18 protein-coding genes are annotated in these 17,075 nt (G+C 36.6%); 13 read left to right on the forward strand and 5 right to left on the reverse strand.

The features are described 5' to 3' along the window. Positions 1–2 precede the first annotated feature (2 nt). The 8 genes from secG (at position 3) to SKC38_RS06205 (ending at position 7,386) form a co-directional block, all read left to right on the forward strand. On the forward strand, positions 3–332 hold the full coding sequence (gene secG, locus SKC38_RS06170; protein WP_377976059.1) for a preprotein translocase subunit SecG: 330 nt from the start codon (positions 3–5) through the stop codon (positions 330–332). Positions 333–444: 112 nt separating this feature from the next. Beyond that, complete coding sequence (locus tag SKC38_RS06175) at positions 445–723, forward strand: co-chaperone GroES (protein WP_315575528.1); 279 nt, start codon at positions 445–447, stop codon at positions 721–723. 31 nt (positions 724–754) lie between these two features. After that, the gene (gene groL, locus SKC38_RS06180) at positions 755–2,383 is read left to right on the forward strand and encodes a chaperonin GroEL (RefSeq protein ID WP_377976061.1); all 1,629 of its coding nucleotides are present in this window, start codon (positions 755–757) and stop codon (positions 2,381–2,383) included. A 66-nt stretch (positions 2,384–2,449) separates the two neighbouring features. Then, a complete protein-coding gene (locus SKC38_RS06185) occupies positions 2,450–2,980 on the forward strand; it encodes a 5' nucleotidase, NT5C type (protein ID WP_377976063.1) in 531 nt (176 codons plus the stop codon). Next, positions 2,977–4,116, forward strand: coding sequence for an MFS transporter (locus tag SKC38_RS06190; protein ID WP_377976065.1), 1,140 nt, complete (start codon positions 2,977–2,979; stop codon positions 4,114–4,116). The genes SKC38_RS06185 and SKC38_RS06190 overlap by 4 nt, the downstream gene beginning before the upstream one ends. A gap of 7 nt (positions 4,117–4,123) precedes the next feature. Then, positions 4,124–4,981: a helix-turn-helix domain-containing protein gene (locus SKC38_RS06195; RefSeq protein ID WP_377976067.1), complete on the forward strand. Its 858-nt coding sequence runs from the start codon at positions 4,124–4,126 to the stop codon at positions 4,979–4,981. A gap of 72 nt (positions 4,982–5,053) precedes the next feature. Then, positions 5,054–6,364, forward strand: coding sequence for a sugar porter family MFS transporter (locus tag SKC38_RS06200; RefSeq protein ID WP_377976068.1), 1,311 nt, complete (start codon positions 5,054–5,056; stop codon positions 6,362–6,364). Positions 6,365–6,378: 14 nt separating this feature from the next. Then, the gene (locus tag SKC38_RS06205; RefSeq protein WP_377976070.1) at positions 6,379–7,386 is read left to right on the forward strand and encodes a GntR family transcriptional regulator; all 1,008 of its coding nucleotides are present in this window, start codon (positions 6,379–6,381) and stop codon (positions 7,384–7,386) included. Here the strand turns inward: SKC38_RS06205 and SKC38_RS06210 are convergent. Both SKC38_RS06210 and SKC38_RS06215 read right to left on the reverse strand, forming a co-directional pair. Continuing rightward, positions 7,381–7,827 (reverse strand): GNAT family N-acetyltransferase, encoded by a 447-nt coding sequence (locus SKC38_RS06210; RefSeq protein ID WP_377976072.1) that lies wholly within the window; start codon positions 7,825–7,827, stop codon positions 7,381–7,383. The two genes, SKC38_RS06205 and SKC38_RS06210, sit on opposite strands and share 6 nt — an antisense overlap. Before the next feature lies 1 nt (position 7,828). Next, on the reverse strand, positions 7,829–8,857 hold the full coding sequence (locus SKC38_RS06215) for an RluA family pseudouridine synthase (protein ID WP_377976074.1): 1,029 nt from the start codon (positions 8,855–8,857) through the stop codon (positions 7,829–7,831). Here SKC38_RS06215 and SKC38_RS06220 point away from each other — a divergent pair. After that, positions 8,850–9,716 carry a 1-aminocyclopropane-1-carboxylate deaminase/D-cysteine desulfhydrase gene (locus SKC38_RS06220; protein WP_377976076.1) on the forward strand — a complete coding sequence of 289 codons (867 nt, stop codon included), beginning with the start codon at positions 8,850–8,852 and terminating at the stop codon, positions 9,714–9,716. The genes SKC38_RS06215 and SKC38_RS06220 overlap by 8 nt on opposite strands. On the opposite strand, the gene sufB is transcribed toward SKC38_RS06220, so the two are convergent. Both sufB and SKC38_RS06230 read right to left on the reverse strand, forming a co-directional pair. Beyond that, positions 9,713–11,167 (reverse strand): Fe-S cluster assembly protein SufB, encoded by a 1,455-nt coding sequence (gene sufB / locus SKC38_RS06225; protein ID WP_377976078.1) that lies wholly within the window; start codon positions 11,165–11,167, stop codon positions 9,713–9,715. The two genes, SKC38_RS06220 and sufB, sit on opposite strands and share 4 nt — an antisense overlap. A 78-nt stretch (positions 11,168–11,245) precedes the next feature. Further along, positions 11,246–11,710, reverse strand: coding sequence for an Lrp/AsnC ligand binding domain-containing protein (locus SKC38_RS06230; RefSeq protein ID WP_377976080.1), 465 nt, complete (start codon positions 11,708–11,710; stop codon positions 11,246–11,248). Between the two features lie 413 nt (positions 11,711–12,123). Between SKC38_RS06230 and SKC38_RS06235 the strand changes: the two genes are divergently transcribed. Together SKC38_RS06235 and pgi are read left to right on the forward strand one after the other, a co-directional pair. Beyond that, positions 12,124–12,759 carry a peroxiredoxin gene (locus tag SKC38_RS06235; protein ID WP_377976082.1) on the forward strand — a complete coding sequence of 212 codons (636 nt, stop codon included), beginning with the start codon at positions 12,124–12,126 and terminating at the stop codon, positions 12,757–12,759. Positions 12,760–12,861: 102 nt separating this feature from the next. Then, positions 12,862–14,511 (forward strand): glucose-6-phosphate isomerase, encoded by a 1,650-nt coding sequence (pgi, locus tag SKC38_RS06240; protein WP_377976084.1) that lies wholly within the window; start codon positions 12,862–12,864, stop codon positions 14,509–14,511. Here pgi and hisS read toward each other — a convergent pair whose 3' ends face one another. After that, positions 14,512–15,885, reverse strand: a complete 1,374-nt coding sequence (hisS, locus tag SKC38_RS06245) for a histidine--tRNA ligase (protein ID WP_377976086.1) — start codon at positions 15,883–15,885, stop codon at positions 14,512–14,514. A gap of 82 nt (positions 15,886–15,967) precedes the next feature. On the opposite strand from hisS, the gene SKC38_RS06250 reads away from it, so the two are divergent. Both SKC38_RS06250 and SKC38_RS06255 read left to right on the forward strand, forming a co-directional pair. Beyond that, entirely contained in the window at positions 15,968–16,111 is a 144-nt protein-coding gene (locus tag SKC38_RS06250; RefSeq protein WP_377976088.1) for a hypothetical protein, read from the forward strand. Between the two features lie 72 nt (positions 16,112–16,183). Next, positions 16,184–16,939 carry a 3-keto-disaccharide hydrolase gene (locus SKC38_RS06255; protein WP_377976090.1) on the forward strand — a complete coding sequence of 252 codons (756 nt, stop codon included), beginning with the start codon at positions 16,184–16,186 and terminating at the stop codon, positions 16,937–16,939. The last annotated feature ends 136 nt before the right edge of the window (positions 16,940–17,075 follow it).

The following is a 17,075-nucleotide window of genomic DNA, read 5'->3' on the forward strand; positions in this document are numbered from 1 at the left end:
ATATGTTTACGCTATTAATCTCTCTTATTGTTCTATTCTCAGTATTATTAATTATCCTTATTTTGGTGCAGAATCCAAAAGGTGGTGGAATTAGTGGAGAATTTGGATCAGCAGGTGCAACTCAAATGTTTGGTGTACAAAAAACTGGTGATTTAGTTGAGCAATTAACTTGGGGCTTTTCTATTGCCATTTTGGTTTTGGTACTAGTTACAAATTTTGCTATTTCAAATGGTACTACGGATGCAACTCAGTCCGTTAATGTAGAAAAAGCGGCTACAAAAACAGTTCCTGCGGCTCCTGCTCCTTTAGCTCCTGCACCAGCAACAAAATAATTAACTGACATTTTTTCAGTCTTGAATGCGTGGCATACATATTGAGTATGTAGTCACGCATTTCTATTTTAAATGGAAATTAAAAATTTACAAATCTTAAATTTATTATAACATGTCAAAATTAACGATCAAACCCTTAGCAGATCGCGTTATCGTAGAGCCTGCTGCTGCGGAAGAGAAAACAGCTTTTGGAATCATTATTCCAGACACAGCAAAAGAAAAACCACAAAAAGGCATCATTGTAGCTGTAGGAAATGGCAAGAAAGATGAGCCTATTACCGTAAAGGTGGGAGATGAAGTTTTGTATGGTAAATATTCTGGAACTGAAATCACGATTGAAGGAAAGGATTATTTAATCATGCGTGAGTCTGACATTTTTGCAGTATTGTAATTTATTTAAATCTAAAATCAATTAATATATCATGGCAAAGGAATTATATTTCGATAGCGAAGCGCGCGAAAAGATGAAAAGAGGGGTCGATACCCTTGCAAATGCTGTTAAAGTAACTTTAGGACCTAAAGGTCGTAACGTAATTATTGATAAGAAATTCGGTTCACCTTCTATTACAAAAGATGGTGTGTCAGTAGCAAAAGAAATTGAATTAGAAGATCCCGTTGAAAACATGGGAGCTCAATTAGTAAAAGAAGTTGCTTCAAAAACGGCTGATCAAGCTGGTGATGGTACAACAACAGCTACAGTTTTAACCCAAGCAATCTACACGATCGGTTCAAAGAACGTTGCAGCAGGTGCTAATCCAATGGACCTTAAGAAAGGTATCGAAAAGGCTGTTGAAGCTATTGTTGCTAACTTAAAAGGTCAATCTCGTCCTATTACAACATCAAATGAAATTGCTCAGGTAGCAACAATCTCTGCGAATAATGATTTTGAAATTGGTACGATGATTTCATCGGCAATGGATAAAGTTGGCCGCGAAGGTGTAATCACAGTTGAAGAGGCTCGCGGAACTGAAACTGAAGTAAAAACAGTTGAGGGTATGCAATTTGACCGTGGATATTTATCTCCTTACTTTGTGACAAACACAGAAAAGATGGAGGTTGAATTAGAAAAACCATTCATTTTAATTTCAGAGAAGAAAGTATCTTCTATGAAAGAATTATTGCCGGTATTAGAAGGTGTTGCACAAACTGGCCGTCCACTTTTGATTATTTCAGAAGATGTTGACGGTGAAGCTTTAGCTACATTAGTAGTTAACAAGATTCGTGGTGCCCTGAAAGTTGCTGCTGTAAAAGCTCCAGGTTTTGGAGATCGTCGTAAGGCTATGTTGGAAGACATCGCAATTTTAACTGGAGGAACCGTTATTTCAGAAGAGCGTGGTTTCAAATTAGAAAACGCTACAATTGAGTATTTAGGTCAAGCAGAAAAAATCATCATCGATAAAGACAATACAACTGTTGTTAACGGTGCAGGTTCAGCTGATGATATCACAAACCGTGTGAATCAAATTAAAGCTCAAATCGAGAATACAACGTCTGATTACGATCGCGAGAAATTGCAAGAGCGTTTGGCTAAATTATCAGGTGGTGTTGCAATTCTTTACATTGGTGCTGCAACGGAAGTTGAAATGAAAGAAAAGAAAGATCGTGTTGACGATGCATTACACGCAACTCGTGCTGCTGTAGAAGAAGGAATCATCGCTGGTGGTGGTGTTGCATTAATTCGTGCTATTAGTTCTTTAGATGGCCTTAAAGGTGAAAACGAAGATCAAACGACAGGAATTAACATCATTCGCCAAGCAGTTGAGTCACCATTACGTACAATCGTTGCGAATGCAGGAGGCGAAGGCTCTGTCGTAATCAACGCAGTTAAAGGCGGAAAAGATGACTTCGGTTACAATGCACGTGAAGATAAATATGAAAATATGATCGCAGCGGGTATTATTGACCCTACTAAGGTTACTCGTTTAGCATTGGAAAATGCTGCATCGATTGCAGGCTTGTTGTTGACAACAGAATGTGTTATTGCAGACAAACCAGCTAATGAAGCTCCTCATGCACATGCACCAGGTGGTGGCATGGGTGGCATGATGTAATCCAAATTAGATTATCTTCTAAAAACTCCCCATCTTTGGGGAGTTTTTTTTTATTTATATAGCCTTATGAAAAGAATTGCCATAGATATGGATGACGTGATGGCAGACACCACGTTAAAAATTATACAGTACATCAACGAACGAATCGAAAGTGATTATACTTACGAAGGTTTAATGAACGCTCAAGACCACGAGAAAAAGGCGTTTTATGAGAGCTATATCTCCAACAACGATTTTCTGTGGGAACCAGGCTTTTTTGAGGATATTCAGGTAAAACCCAATGCGGTTGAAGTGATCCTTTCCCTACAGGAAAAGTATGAAGTTTTTATTGTTTCCGCAGCTACGGAATTTCCAAATTCCATGAAGGAAAAATTAAATTGGATGGCTAAACATTTTCCTTTTATTGGATGGCAACATACGGTATTTTGTGGTCATAAGCACATGATATTAGCTGATTACCTAATCGACGATCACGAAAAGAATTTAAAGACATTCACAGGAACACCACTCCTATTTACGGCACCCCATAATTTACATATACATGATTATGAAAGAATGAATACATGGTTAGACGTTAAAGCTAGATTATTAGGATGAGCCAACTGATTAAAAACCGCCTGAGCATTGGTGTATTATTTTTACTATGTGGATTAAACTTTGCTACCTGGGCTACTCGCATTCCAGATTTCAAGTATTTGTTGCATTTATCTGACGCAGCATTAGGCACCGTTTTAATGGGCTTGCCTTTGGGTTCTTTAGTTTCCTTACCTCTTGCAGGTTGGTTAATATCCAAGTTTAACTCCAAAATGATTTGCATCGTAGCTGTTTTCCTTTACATGCTGATTATACCCATTATAGGATTTAGCGCCAATTCATACATGCTTTTTGTTTGCTTATTCTTCTTTGGGATGGCAGGTGATATTTTAAATATAGCGATGAATACCCAAGTCGTGGCCTTGGAAGCTAAAATGAATAAAATCATCATGTCTTCCTTTCATGCCATATTTTCCATTGGGCTCATGTTAGGAGCATTATTGGGCGGATATTTATCTAGAATGGGATTTGATTTTCAAACCCATTTCTATCTGATTGCTATTATAAACTTACTTTCAATTCCTGTATTTTATCCCAATTTATTAAAAGATGAGGCTAAGAAAGAAGATGATCAAAAGCCAAAATCATCCATTTTAAATCTAGGACCCTATTTAACAATTTTAGCATTAGTCGCATTTTGCGGTATGCTGTGTGAAGGAGCTATGGCAGATTGGATTACACTATATTTCAAAGAGGATGTTGATTTGTCTACCTATGCTACCACCATAGGATTTTCTTCATTCGCATTAGCTATGGTTGTGGGCCGATTCACGGGAGATTATATTTCTCAAAACTTTGGGGTTCGTAATATTCTAACGCTCAATGGATTATTGATTTCTGCAGGAATGTTACTTACCTTATTTGTTCCTACAGTCGAAGTGAAAATACTAGGGTGTTTTTTAACCGGATTAGGTATTTCTACGATAGTACCCCTAATCTATTCACAGGCAGGGAATCAGAAAAATATAGAACCTGCAATCGCGATTGCAGGTGTCTCAACAATTGCATACATCGGTTTTTTAATTGGTCCCGTATTAATTGGATATCTCGCAGATTTTTTAAACTTGCAGAACGCATTATTTTTATTGGTCATACTTGGTATAATGGCAAGTTTTGTTGCAAATAAATTTATTAAATAGGTAAGGAATGTTAATTCATTACAAGAAACCTGAGGGCTTATTATCGGAGTATGTTGACCATTTTTGGGAAAAAAAGATGGAAGATCAAGATGATATCCCTTATGAGGTGGAAACAATATTCCCTGAAGATCAATTAGTCATTACATTTTCGCTAGGGAATCCCTATCACCGTGCCGTCCAGAAGCCCGAAGACTTCTCACCTATACAAGGTGCAATCATTGAGGCATTACATACACAAACGACCTATTATAAACATCAAGTAGGGAATCATATTTTTGGCATCAAATTTAAACTAGGTGGCTTAGCTTGCTTTAGTTCAGAAAGCTTTAAAAACTTCAATAATATAAACTCACCAATTGAAAAGTACTTTGGTTTAGCATCAAATTATTTATTACCTGCATTGCAAAGTTTATCTACTTTCGAAGAAAGAATCGATTTGTTTGTCCAATTTTTAGAGCCATTATTTATTCCTGCTCGAGGAAAGAAATGGTTAAGGTTGCAAGAATTCGTTAGTGTACTTGAATCCCAACAAGAAATTAATGCCGCCTTGTATAAAACGATAACGCGTTCATTTATCGAATTAACTGGTATTACACCCAAAGAGTATTTACAAATCAAGCGCATTAATCAATCTTTGGCTTATTTTGCCCAAAACAAATCGTCAAAAAATCAAGAATTGGCTGAGTTGTTAGGCTTCTACGATACAGCTCATTTTAACCATACGTTCAAAAAATTTACAGGTAAAACTCCTCAAAGTTTTGTGAATGAAATTGAACAAATGCAATCCAATGAATTTATCGAAGAATTCAAACAATATATCTCCCCTGAGCATTTACTTTATTATTCTTCAAAAAAGCATCAATAATTTCGATTAGTCCAAAAATTACAATTCGATTTATTTAAATATTTACTAATTTGTTCATCAAATTCGGTTAATATGAATAAACATGTAATATTTTGGTCCATTACTGTTGGGCTTGGTGGAATGCTGTTCGGGATGGATATGACGGTGATCTCAGGCGTTGAAAAAACAATCAAAGAGTTATGGCATTTAGATGATTGGACTCATGGATTTGCCATGGCCACTGCACTTTATGGTACCGTGCTCGGAGCAGCATTTGGAGGAATTCCTGCCGACAAATTTGGCCGGAAAAAAACCTTATTTTGGATTGGTTTGAGTTTCTTAATTTCTTCAATTGGAGCTGCATTAGCGAATGACGTGAATAGCTTTATGATATTTCGCTTTTTAGGTGGTTTAGGAATTGGAGCATCATCAGTGGTGGCTCCTATCTACATATCTGAAATAGCTCCAGCAAAACACCGCGGAAAACTTGTTATATCCTTCCAATTAAACATTGTATTAGGTATTTTGATTGCCTATGTTTCGAATTATTTCATTAGTGGTTTAGGTGAAAATGATTGGCGTTGGATGTTAGGGATTGTTGGCTTACCTAGTTTACTGTTTTCAATACTCATTCTATTTACGCCAGAAAGCCCTACTTTTTTATTACTTCATCGCAATGACAAAGAAGGAGCTAAAAAGGTTTTAGACCTCGTAGATCCTGATCCAATGGGTACAATCAATCGCATTTTGTCAAACCAAGCAAAGATTACAACGACAGAACGAATCTTTACGAGTAAGTATTTTAAACCTTTGTTATTGGCTTTCTTGTTCTCATTTTTCAATCAGCTATCAGGTATCAATGCGGTATTGTATTACGCACCTCGAATATTTGAAAAAGCACACTTAGATAAATCAAGCGCATTGCTTCAATCCGCGGGTATTGGTGTGGCCAATCTAATATTCACGTTATTGGGTTGGTATTTAATTGATCGTGTAGGAAGAAAAGTTTTAATGTACATCGGAAGCATTGGCTATATTGCTTCGCTTTCGTTGATAGCTTATTCCTTTTATTCGGATTCATTCGAGTTCGTACCCATGTACATCTTTGCTTTTATTGCCGCACATGCAATAGGTCAAGGTTCTGTAATTTGGGTGTTTATTTCAGAAATATTCCCTAATTCAGTTCGTGCAAGTGGCATGGCCTGGGGTTCCTTAACCCATTGGATTTTAGCGGCCCTTATAACGAACTTTTTCCCCATCTTTACGAATATATTGGGCGAATCTACCATTTTTACATTCTTTGCAATCATGATGTTTGCTCAATTGGCTTATGTGAAATTCTTAATGCCAGAAACAAAAGGGGCAACTTTGGAAGATATTGAAAGCAATATCGTAATGCACTAAATTCATCAACAATCATGATAACATTTGACCCGAACAATAATAAACCCAAGTATCAACAGCTCATTGATAGCATCGTTGACGCGATCGATTCTGGTCAATTTGATAGAGGCAAGCAACTTCCGTCGATTAATGTTGTGGCAAATGAATTTGGAATGGCTCGGATGACAGTTACGAAGGCCTATGATGAATTACGCGAACGTGGCTTAATCAATTCTCACCATGGTAAAGGTTTTTATGTAGCCTCTACGGATACGCGCAGTGCGTTAAACGTATTTATTTTAATGGATGCGTTGACACCTTATAAAGAAATTCTTTTAGAGAATATATTAGAGAATTTAGGTGAGGGAGTCAGCCATACGCTATTTTTCCATTATCACGACATCCAATTGTTTGAAAACCTGATTCAAGATAATGTAGGTAAATACAATCATTACATTATCCTCCCCCATTTTAATAAAAGTGTATCAGGAATTCTTTCAAAAATTCCGAAAGACAAATTATTGATCTTGGATATTGATGTGAAGGAATTCGGTCCTGACGCTGCCATCTTGTTTCAAGATTTTGAATCCAATATTTACCAAGGCTTATCAGAATGCTTACCGAAGCTAAATAAATATGATTCTCTGAATCTAGTTTTAAGTAGCAAAAGCTTTCAATATACCCCCAATGGCATAATTAATGGATTTACTCGTTTTTGCACGGATCATTCCATAAGTCATGACATAATTCCCGATTTAGAGGAAGATGTCGATATTGTTGAAAAACAAGCATATATCGTTTTTCGGGAATTTGATTTAATTAAAATGATCAACTGGTGTACGAAAAGGAACTGGAAATTTGGTACAGATATCGGAGTCATTTCCTATGATGATACTCCTTTAAAAGAAATTATCTCAGAAGGAATTTCTGTTATTTCAAATGACTTTGCATTGATGGGAAAACGCGCTGCGCAAATGATCTTAGAAAAGTCAAAGGGACGTTACCCCAATGACTATTACTTTATCGACCGAAATTCTTTATAAATGTAGATTAACATTAATCCACTCGCCGTCGAATTGTGCATTATACTTTTTGTAAAATTCAATGGCGGGTGTATTCCAATCCAATACTTGCCACATCATTCCTGTACATTTTGTCTGCTTGGCCTCTTCTATACACGCCTCAATTAATTTTTGACCAATACCTTTACCCCGAAATTCATCTTTCACATATAGATCTTCTAAATAAAAGCGCTTCCCTTTCCAAGTTGAGAAACGAAAATACCATAATGCAAATCCCGCCAATTGACCTTCATAATAAGCTAAATAAGAGAAGAAAATCGGATTATCACCAAAACCGTTCTCGATATAATCTTGTACCGTTGCGGTAACTTCATTGGGTGCTTTTTCAAAAAGAGCTAAGGAATTCACAAGCTCTAATATGCTCGGAATATCCTCTTGTTTGGCTCGACGTAATTCAATCATTTTAATCGTTGGTGAATTTTCTAAGTTTCGTTAATAAGTTATCAAAATCTTCTGGAAATTGGCTCTCAAATTGCATCCATTCATGCGTCGTAGGGTGTTCAAATCCAAGCGAATAGGCGTGCAAAGCTTGACGGGGACACACCTTAAACATATTATCAACAAATTGTTTAAAGTTCGTGCGTGTACTCATGAAACGAATCTTGTCACCGCCATAGGATGAATCTGAAACCAATGGATGACCCATTGATTGTGCATGAGCCCGTATTTGGTGCGTCCGACCCGTTTCCAAGTTAAATTTAACAAATGAACAAAAACCAAAAGACTCGATAACTTCGTAGTGTGTAATGGCTAATTTACCCTCTTCACTCTCTTCAGGAAGCATATACATGATCTTACGGTCTTTGGGATGACGCATAATTTTACCTCGCAACGTACCTTTTGATTCTTTAGGAACTCCCCAAAGTATCGCATAATACGTTCTTTCAATTGTATGATCGAAAAATTGCTTAGCCAAATACGTCATGGCAAATTCAGATTTGGCAATGACCAATAAACCCGAGGTATCTTTATCGATTCGATGCACTAAACCTGGCCTGATATTATTATTACCAGGTAAATTTTGGCAATAATATAATAATCCATTAACCAAAGTACCTGTCCAATTACCATGTGCAGGGTGAACAACCATCCCAGGCTCTTTGTTGATAATCATTAAATCATCATCCTCATAGACGATGTTAATTGGAAGGTCTTCAGGAATAACCTCATTGTCACGAGGAGGCGTTGAAAATGAAACAGAAATTTCATCAAATGGCTTTACCTTATAATTTGACTTAATGAGTTGGTCATTAACTTTTACTGCACCAGCTTCTATACCGGTTTGGATTTTTGACCGACTGGAATTCGCAATTTTAAGTAATAAATATTTATCTATTCTTAACAATTGTTGACCTTTGTCAACAACAAAGTTATAATGCTCAAATAAATCATCTTCTGATTCAATTGGGTCTATTTCTGGATCTATGGACATCTTACAATTTGAAAAACAATTCTTACGTTTACCATCGGCAATCGATGAAATCCATGATGAACTCTTTGATCAAAAAGGAATACGTGTTTTTGTCAAACGAGATGATTTGATTCATCCCATCATCAGTGGGAATAAGTGGCGCAAATTACGGGAATATATTCAAATAGCGCAATTTAATGAACATAAGCATCTAATTAGTTTTGGAGGAGCTTATTCAAATCATTTGTATGCGCTTGCTTTTGCAGCCAAAGAATTAGGCTTTGCAGCCACAGGCATCATAAGAGGTGATGAATTAACTAGTCGGAGCAATTTGTATTTAAGCCAAATGGAAGCATGGGGGATGGATTTGCAATTTGTTTCTCGGTCGAGTTATCAAAAGAAAGAGATACCGCAAGAGATTAATACAAGTAACGCCATCATTATTGCCGAAGGTGGTTATGGGAAAATGGCTATAAAAGGTATCTTCAACATAGCTTTAGAAATAAGTGGACAGAATTTTGAGCATATCATATGTCCAATCGGTACAGGGACAACCTATCTTGGCCTTTGTGAATCGTTAGAAAAAGCAGCTATACATGGCATATTAACACTGAACAATTTCCAAGAAATAGAATCAAACGCTGTCGAATTAGGAATTCCAACCCAGCAGATATATGATGCCTATATTTTTGTTAAATATGCGAGGCAACCCGAAGAATTGGTCAATTTTTGTCAATTGTTTGAACAAAAACATCAAATAAAAATAGAGCCCATTTACACAGGAAAGATGTTTTATGGACTCTATGATTTAATACAAAAGGATAAATTCAAACCTGGAAGTAACATATTAGCGCTGCATACAGGTGGGATTAAATCTTAACCCACAGATCCTTCTAGGGATATAGCTAATAATTTTTGGGCTTCAACGGCAAATTCCATTGGTAGTTGATTTAGTACCTCTTTTGCGTACCCATTAACAATTAATGCTACGGCAGTTTCAGAAGACAAACCGCGTTGGTTACAATAGAAAATTTGATCCTCCCCTATTTTTGAAGTAGTTGCCTCGTGTTCAACAGAAGAAGAACTATTCTTTACTTCCAAATATGGGAACGTATGTGCACCACACTTATCACCTAACAACAAAGAGTCGCATTGCGAAAAATTCTTTGATTTATCTGCTTTACGAGCAACTTGAACTAAGCCACGGTAAGAGTTTTGTGAAAAACCTGCTGAAATACCTTTCGAAACAATTCGAGATTTCGAATGCTTACCTAAGTGAATCATTTTGGTTCCCGTATCGGCTTGTTGGTAATTATTCGTAACAGCCACAGAGTAAAATTCTCCAATCGAATAATCTCCTTTTAATACAACAGATGGGTATTTCCAAGTTACAGCAGAACCAGTTTCTACCTGCGTCCAAGATAATTTAGAATGAGCACCATCACAAATTCCGCGCTTCGTTACGAAATTAAAGATTCCTCCTTTTCCTTCTTTATCCCCAGGATACCAGTTTTGAACCGTGCTATATTTAACCTCTGCTCCTTTGTGCACAAATATCTCTACTACCGCAGCATGTAATTGGTTTTCATCCCGCTGAGGCGCTGTACAACCTTCTAAATAACTCACGTACGAATCTTCATCGGCAATAATTAAAGTACGCTCGAATTGGCCAGTACCTGCTGCGTTTATACGGAAATAAGTAGAAAGTTCCATTGGGCAACGTACGCCTTTAGGGATGTAACAGAAAGAACCGTCAGAGAAAACAGCTGCATTCAATGCAGAAAAGAAATTATCTTTCACTGGAACAACACTTCCTAAATATTTCTTAACTAATTCAGGATGCTCTTTAACAGCCTCAGAAATGGAACAAAAAATAATCCCTTTCTCAGCTAAAGTTTCTTTGTAGGTTGTAGCTACTGAAACGGAATCGATAACGGCATCAACCGCAACAGCAACACCCGAAATACGTTTTTGTTCGTCGAGCGAAATCCCCAACTTTTCGAAAGTACGACGCAATTCTGGATCTATTTCATCCAAAGAATTAATCGTTTTCTTAGGCTTAGGAGCTGAATAATATTTTAAAGCTTGATAATCTGCTGGTGTATACGTCAAATTAGCCCAATCCGGTTCTTTCAACGTTTTCCAGTGATTAAATGCGGCTAATCGCCACTCAAACATCCATTCTGGTTCATTCTTTTTATCAGAAATGAAACGAATAATTGATTCGTCTAAACCCATCGGGGCTTCTTCAGTTTCAAAATTGGATTCAAATCCATATTTATAATCTGAATTTGTTACCTCCAATAAAATATCATCTGGGTGCTCTGCCATCTCTTTAAATAATTAGAATACAAAATTACGAATCAAATTATAAAATAGAAGCAATTATTAAGAACGAATCTAAATAAATTAAAATAAAGGCGTATTTCGTATTAAACTTTCTTCCAATGAGATAAAAGTCTCCGTTCGCTGAATACCTGTTACGCGTTGAATTTTATCATGAAGTACTTCACGAAGGTGTTGGGTATCCCGACAAATAATTTTAGCAAAAATACTGTAAATACCGGTCGTATAATGGATATTAACTACTTCTGGAATAGCTTCCAATTGTTTAGCCACATCCTCATACAAGGAGCTTTTGTCTAAATAGATACCTAGGAAAGCTGTAATATCCCAGCCAATTTTGGAATAATCAATTAATAACTGTGCCCCTTTAACGATTCCTAAAGATTCCATTTTTTTCATTCGAACATGAACGGTTCCCCCGGATACATCTAATCGTTGGCCTATTTCAGTATAAGGCAAATTCGCATCTTCTACGAGTATTTCTAAAATCTTATAATCTAAAGGATCTAAATCCGCTTTCTTGTCCATTCGAAATTTTCAATAATTAGGTTAAATTTTTAAAAAATATCCAACAAATTGATATTTTTCTTTAAATATTTTGAAATAAATAAAAACATCTTTTATATTTGTGTCAAGATAATTACAAAGGTAGTTATTTTTTCACTGTAGGGTGATGAAATTGGCAGACGTGCCCTCCTGTCTCGGGGGTGGTGAGTTCAGGATAAACACGGCATAATGGGTTGACCACTAAATCAGTTCTGTGTCGCGGCTAACTGCACCTTGGAGGTTCGAATCCTTCTCCTACAGCATTTTAATTAATTGGTTTTTAGTTTGTTGATGAAGTGTAATGTTAAAAGCAATCTTATTTTAGGATTGCTTTTTTTATTTAAAAATAGTCTATAAATTTAGTAGAATTAATATTAACCTAAACCCCTTTTGTTATGTCATTACATTTAGGCGATATCGCACCGAATTTTAGTGCTGAAACAACACAAGGTCCAATCAATTTTCATGAATGGATCAATAATTCATGGGTCATGCTTTTTAGTCACCCAGCAGATTTTACTCCTGTTTGTACAACAGAACTAGGTAAAACAGCATTGTTAGCAGGAGATTTTGCGAAACGTGGTGTAAAGGCAATAGCTATTTCTGTAGACGATTTAGATTCACACAATAAATGGGTACCCGATATTGAAGAAGTTAATAATGTAAAAGTAAACTTTCCCATCATTGCGGATCCCGAAAAAAAGGTGGCATTATTATATGACATGATCCACCCAAATGCTTCAGAAAAAGCAACCGTACGTTCCGTTTTCATTATTGGGCCTGATAAGAAAATTAAACTAACATTGACTTATCCTGCATCGACTGGTCGTAATTTCACTGAGTTATTACGTGTCATTGATTCGTTGCAATTAACGGCTAATTATCAAGTGGCCACACCAGCAGATTGGACAAATGGCGAGGACGTAATTATTACGCCTGCTGTATCCAACGAGGACGCAGTAACAAAATTTCCCAAAGGCTTTACAACCATTAAGCCATATTTAAGAAAAACTCCACAGCCGAATCTATAGGGTTTAAATTTCACTTTAAGGGGTATAGGTCTAACTTATACCCCTTTTTTAATACCTGATAAAATAGTATTTTTGAAAATTAATAAGCCAAAAGTATAACACATGACCTTATCCAACATTGATTTTTCTAAAACAAAGGCCTTCCAATTATTAGTTGAAGATCGCAAGCGTTTAGCCTCCATACACTTAAAGAGTTTATTCGAAAAAGATGCTAGTCGGCAGGAAAAATTCAGTCTAATAGACCAAGATATCCTACTAGATTATTCGAAAAATATTATCGACGAAGCTTCGTTTGCAAATCTATTAAAGCTTGCAGAAGAATGTGGATTAACGGAAGCCATCAAAGCTCAGTTTTCGGGTCAGAAAATCAATCAAAATGAGAATCGTGCGGTTTTGCATACTGCATTGCGTGCAAAAGCGTCTAAATCAATCATCGTAGACGGTGATGATATTATTCCTGGCATTCAGGCAGTTAAAGATCACATGAAAGATTTTTCAAACCAGGTCATTTCGGGCGCTTGGAAGGGATATACTGGGAAAGCAATTACAGATGTGGTAAACATCGGTATAGGCGGATCTGATTTGGGTCCTGTCATGGTTACAGAAGCATTAAAGCCTTATAAGAATCATTTAAACATCCACTTTGTAAGCAATGTAGATGGAACACATATCGCTGAAACATTAAAAAAGGTTAATCCGGAAACAACCTTATTCTTAATTGCATCTAAAACATTCACGACGCAGGAGACTATGGCTAATGCGTTCTCGGCACGTAATTGGTTTTTAGCTAGTGCCAAAGATGAAGTAGCCGTATCAAAACACTTTGTCGCCTTATCAACAAATGCAAAAGCCGTTGGTGAATTTGGGATTGATGTCGCTAACATGTTTGAATTTTGGGATTGGGTTGGAGGTCGTTACTCATTATGGTCGGCAATTGGATTGTCTATCTCACTTTCAATAGGCTTTGATAATTTCGAATTACTGCTAGCGGGTGCAAATGAGATGGATGAGCATTTTGCCACAGCATCTTTTGACAAAAACATGCCCGTTATTTTAGCATTATTAGGTGTATGGTATGTAAATTTCTTTGATGCCGCTACACATGCTATTTTACCTTATGATCAATATATGCATCGATTTGCTGCGTATTTCCAACAGGGAGATATGGAATCGAATGGTAAATCTGTAGATCGTAATGGCAATCGTGTTACTTATGCTACCGGACCTGTAATTTGGGGAGAGCCTGGAACGAATGGCCAACATGCATTTTATCAATTAATCCATCAAGGAACTCAATTGATTCCTGCCGATTTTATTGCTCCTGCAATTACACATAATAAAATCGGAAATCATCATACTTTGTTAATGTCAAATTTCTTTGCACAAACAGAAGCTTTGATGAATGGTAAAACCAAAGAGGTAGTTGAAGCAGAATTAGTAAAAGCGGGACTGCCTGCAGCAGAGATTGCTCGATTAAGCCCATTCAAAGTATTTGAAGGCAACAAGCCTACAAACTCGATCCTCGTTAAGGAAATTAATCCCAAGACATTAGGTGCCTTAATTGCCATGTACGAGCATAAAATATTTGTACAAGGTGTTATTTGGAATGTATTTTCGTATGACCAGTGGGGAGTTGAGTTGGGCAAACAACTAGCAAACTCTATTCTGCCAGAATTAGAGCATAACGAAAAAATCCACTCGCATGATAGTTCTACGAATGGATTAATTAACCAATTTAAAGCATGGCGCTAATTATATAGCAACCATATATTCAATTAATTCAGAAATGGAGAGCACACGTTGTTCTCCATTTTTCATGTCTTTTACTGACACAGTTTGGTCTTTAATCTCCTGTTCACCGATAACACCCACAAACGGAATTCCTTTTTTGTCTGCAAATTCAAATGGCTTTTTAATTTTGACAATATCAGGGTATACTTCACTTGGAATATTAGCTTTACGCAATTGGTTCGATATATTAATTGCTAATGCTTGCCCGGCTTCATCAAAATAAGTGAATAAAATTTGACTTGCACTGATTTGTATTTCTGGAAACAAATTTAACTCACGCATGACATCAATAATGCGCTCAATACCAAATGAAATCCCTACACCACTCATGTTAGGCAATCCAAAAGCTGCAGTCAAATTATCATAACGTCCACCTCCTGCGATAGAACCAAAGGGCACATCGACAGATTTACCTTCATAGATTAGACCTGTGTAATAACTTAAGCCCCGAGCTAATTTAAAATCAAAGATTAAATTAGCATTATCGTAACCATTTAAATCGGATAAACGTAAGACCGATTTGATCTCAGAAAGGCCTTCATTTCCTAAAGCATTGTCGGCAAAGAATTCCGTCAACAATTCAATCTTATTAGCATTAGAGCCTTCAAAATTGAAGAGTTTCTGTAGCGCCTCAATTTGATTCGGTTGAAAACCATTAGATCCTAATTCCACTGCCACAGCGTCCCAGCCAATTTTATCTAACTTATCGATCGAAACAGCAAAGGCAACAAAAAGATCAGTAGCACCAAGTTTATCAACAATCCCCGCTAAAATTTTACGCGAATTGATAATTAGATTCGTTCTTAAATTCAAGGAATTGAAAATCGCTTGGAACAACGCAATTAATTCGACTTCGTTGACCAAGGAATCTGATCCAATGATATCGGCATCACATTGATAGAATTCCCGGTATCTACCCTTTTGCGGTCTGTCTGCTCGCCATACGGGTTGGATTTGAGAACGTCTAAATGGAAAGGCTATATCATTTCGATTCATCGCTACAAATCGTGCAAAAGGAACCGTTAAATCATAACGTAAGCCCTTTTCTGAAATTTGAGGAAGTAATGACTTAGAACCTAAAGCCAAAGGATCACCATTAACCTTGCTTAAATAATCCCCTGAATTGATAATTTTAAAAAGTAATTGATCCCCTTCATCACCATATTTTCCCGTCAAAACAGATAAATTCTCCATCGCTGGAGTTTCAATCGATTGAAAACCAAATGCCTCAAAATGTCTTTTAATGGTTGCAAACACATTGCTACGTATAGCCATTTCTTTAGGTCCAAAATCACGCGTGCCTCTAGCGTTTGTAGGCTTTTGTATTACTTTCATAAAACAAATTTAATTATTCGAGGGATATTATTTGATATATAACCAATAATTCCTATTTTTGCAGACCAAAATTATTATCGACATGGCCGTAACTAGACTAAAAAGAAAAGACAGAAGAAATAAAGCAGTAGCTAACAATAAAGTTGAAGCTATCAAAATCTTAAAGCAAAGACCTATTATTAAATTAGTAGATATTGAGGCTATCAAAGCTTCATTTGCTAAATAATAAATATTTCTTGAAATTAGAACCGGTATTTGATACCGGTTTTTTTTTGTTCAAAATTCAATACAAAACACTATGAAACAATCCATATTAGCCGCTATGCTTTTCGGTTTGAGCATTAGCTTCGCTTCTCAAGCGCAAGATCACCGACATGTTGTTGTTAACCCAACGAAACCTGATGCTACCGAATTTTGGGATCCAGAAGTACGCGTTGTAACACCTGGCGCTATACCTTCTGATGCAATCGTTTTGTTTGATGGTAAGAATTTAGATAATTGGGAATCCATCAAAGATGGCGGCCCAGCACAATGGAAAGTTGAAGGCGGCAAAATGACTGTAGTTCGTGGAGCAGGACATATTTCTACCAAGCAGAAATTCACAAATTATCAATTGCATATTGAATGGCAGTCCCCTATCGAGCCAGAAACCTTAAAAAGTCAGGGAAAAGGGAATAGTGGTATTTTCATGCAGGGAATGTATGAGGTACAGGTATTAAACTCATACAAAAACCGTAGTTATCGTAACGGTCAAGCAGGAAGTATTTACAAGCAAACTGCACCTTTAGTTAACGCAACTTCCCCAATGGGCGAATGGAATGTATATGACATTATTTACACAGCACCTGTATTTACGGTAAATGGTGGAATTGAAACACCTGCTTACGTTACTGTTATTCATAATGGAGTTGTTGTTCAGAATCACACTAAGATTCAGGGAACAACGGAATACATTGGCCAACCGCTAAATCCGGTACATGGCGCTGGTCCAATCAGTTTACAAGACCATGGTAACGCTGTAAGTTTCCGCAACATTTGGTTGCGCGAAATGTAATCCAATTAAAATTTTCATTAGGAAGGTTTTTTATCTGAAAAACCTTCCTTTTTTTTGTTATATGAAACATATTATCAGCTGGGTACTTCGTCACATTCCAAGAAAAATTATCCAATTATTTGCGCATCGATTACTG

Source organism: Aquirufa echingensis (assembly GCF_042714525.1).
GTDB classification, from domain to species: Bacteria; Bacteroidota; Bacteroidia; order Cytophagales; family Spirosomataceae; genus Aquirufa; species Aquirufa echingensis.

What these genes read in the sequence shown, in the direction of transcription:
- sufB (WP_377976078.1), bottom strand. Translation starts at nt 11,167, where the DNA reads ATGGCAGAGCACCCAGATGATATTTTATTGGAGGTAACAAATTCAGAT.
- secG (WP_377976059.1), top strand. Translation starts at nt 3, where the DNA reads ATGTTTACGCTATTAATCTCTCTTATTGTTCTATTCTCAGTATTATTA.
- pgi (WP_377976084.1), top strand. Translation starts at nt 12,862, where the DNA reads ATGACCTTATCCAACATTGATTTTTCTAAAACAAAGGCCTTCCAATTA.
- hisS (WP_377976086.1), bottom strand. Translation starts at nt 15,885, where the DNA reads ATGAAAGTAATACAAAAGCCTACAAACGCTAGAGGCACGCGTGATTTT.
- SKC38_RS06195 (WP_377976067.1), top strand. Translation starts at nt 4,124, where the DNA reads ATGTTAATTCATTACAAGAAACCTGAGGGCTTATTATCGGAGTATGTT.
- SKC38_RS06190 (WP_377976065.1), top strand. Translation starts at nt 2,977, where the DNA reads ATGAGCCAACTGATTAAAAACCGCCTGAGCATTGGTGTATTATTTTTA.
- groL (WP_377976061.1), top strand. Translation starts at nt 755, where the DNA reads ATGGCAAAGGAATTATATTTCGATAGCGAAGCGCGCGAAAAGATGAAA.
- SKC38_RS06210 (WP_377976072.1), bottom strand. Translation starts at nt 7,827, where the DNA reads ATGATTGAATTACGTCGAGCCAAACAAGAGGATATTCCGAGCATATTA.
- SKC38_RS06185 (WP_377976063.1), top strand. Translation starts at nt 2,450, where the DNA reads ATGAAAAGAATTGCCATAGATATGGATGACGTGATGGCAGACACCACG.
- SKC38_RS06175 (WP_315575528.1), top strand. Translation starts at nt 445, where the DNA reads ATGTCAAAATTAACGATCAAACCCTTAGCAGATCGCGTTATCGTAGAG.
- SKC38_RS06230 (WP_377976080.1), bottom strand. Translation starts at nt 11,710, where the DNA reads ATGGACAAGAAAGCGGATTTAGATCCTTTAGATTATAAGATTTTAGAA.
- SKC38_RS06200 (WP_377976068.1), top strand. Translation starts at nt 5,054, where the DNA reads ATGAATAAACATGTAATATTTTGGTCCATTACTGTTGGGCTTGGTGGA.
- SKC38_RS06205 (WP_377976070.1), top strand. Translation starts at nt 6,379, where the DNA reads ATGATAACATTTGACCCGAACAATAATAAACCCAAGTATCAACAGCTC.
- SKC38_RS06235 (WP_377976082.1), top strand. Translation starts at nt 12,124, where the DNA reads ATGTCATTACATTTAGGCGATATCGCACCGAATTTTAGTGCTGAAACA.
- SKC38_RS06220 (WP_377976076.1), top strand. Translation starts at nt 8,850, where the DNA reads ATGGACATCTTACAATTTGAAAAACAATTCTTACGTTTACCATCGGCA.
- SKC38_RS06250 (WP_377976088.1), top strand. Translation starts at nt 15,968, where the DNA reads ATGGCCGTAACTAGACTAAAAAGAAAAGACAGAAGAAATAAAGCAGTA.
- SKC38_RS06215 (WP_377976074.1), bottom strand. Translation starts at nt 8,857, where the DNA reads ATGTCCATAGATCCAGAAATAGACCCAATTGAATCAGAAGATGATTTA.
- SKC38_RS06255 (WP_377976090.1), top strand. Translation starts at nt 16,184, where the DNA reads ATGAAACAATCCATATTAGCCGCTATGCTTTTCGGTTTGAGCATTAGC.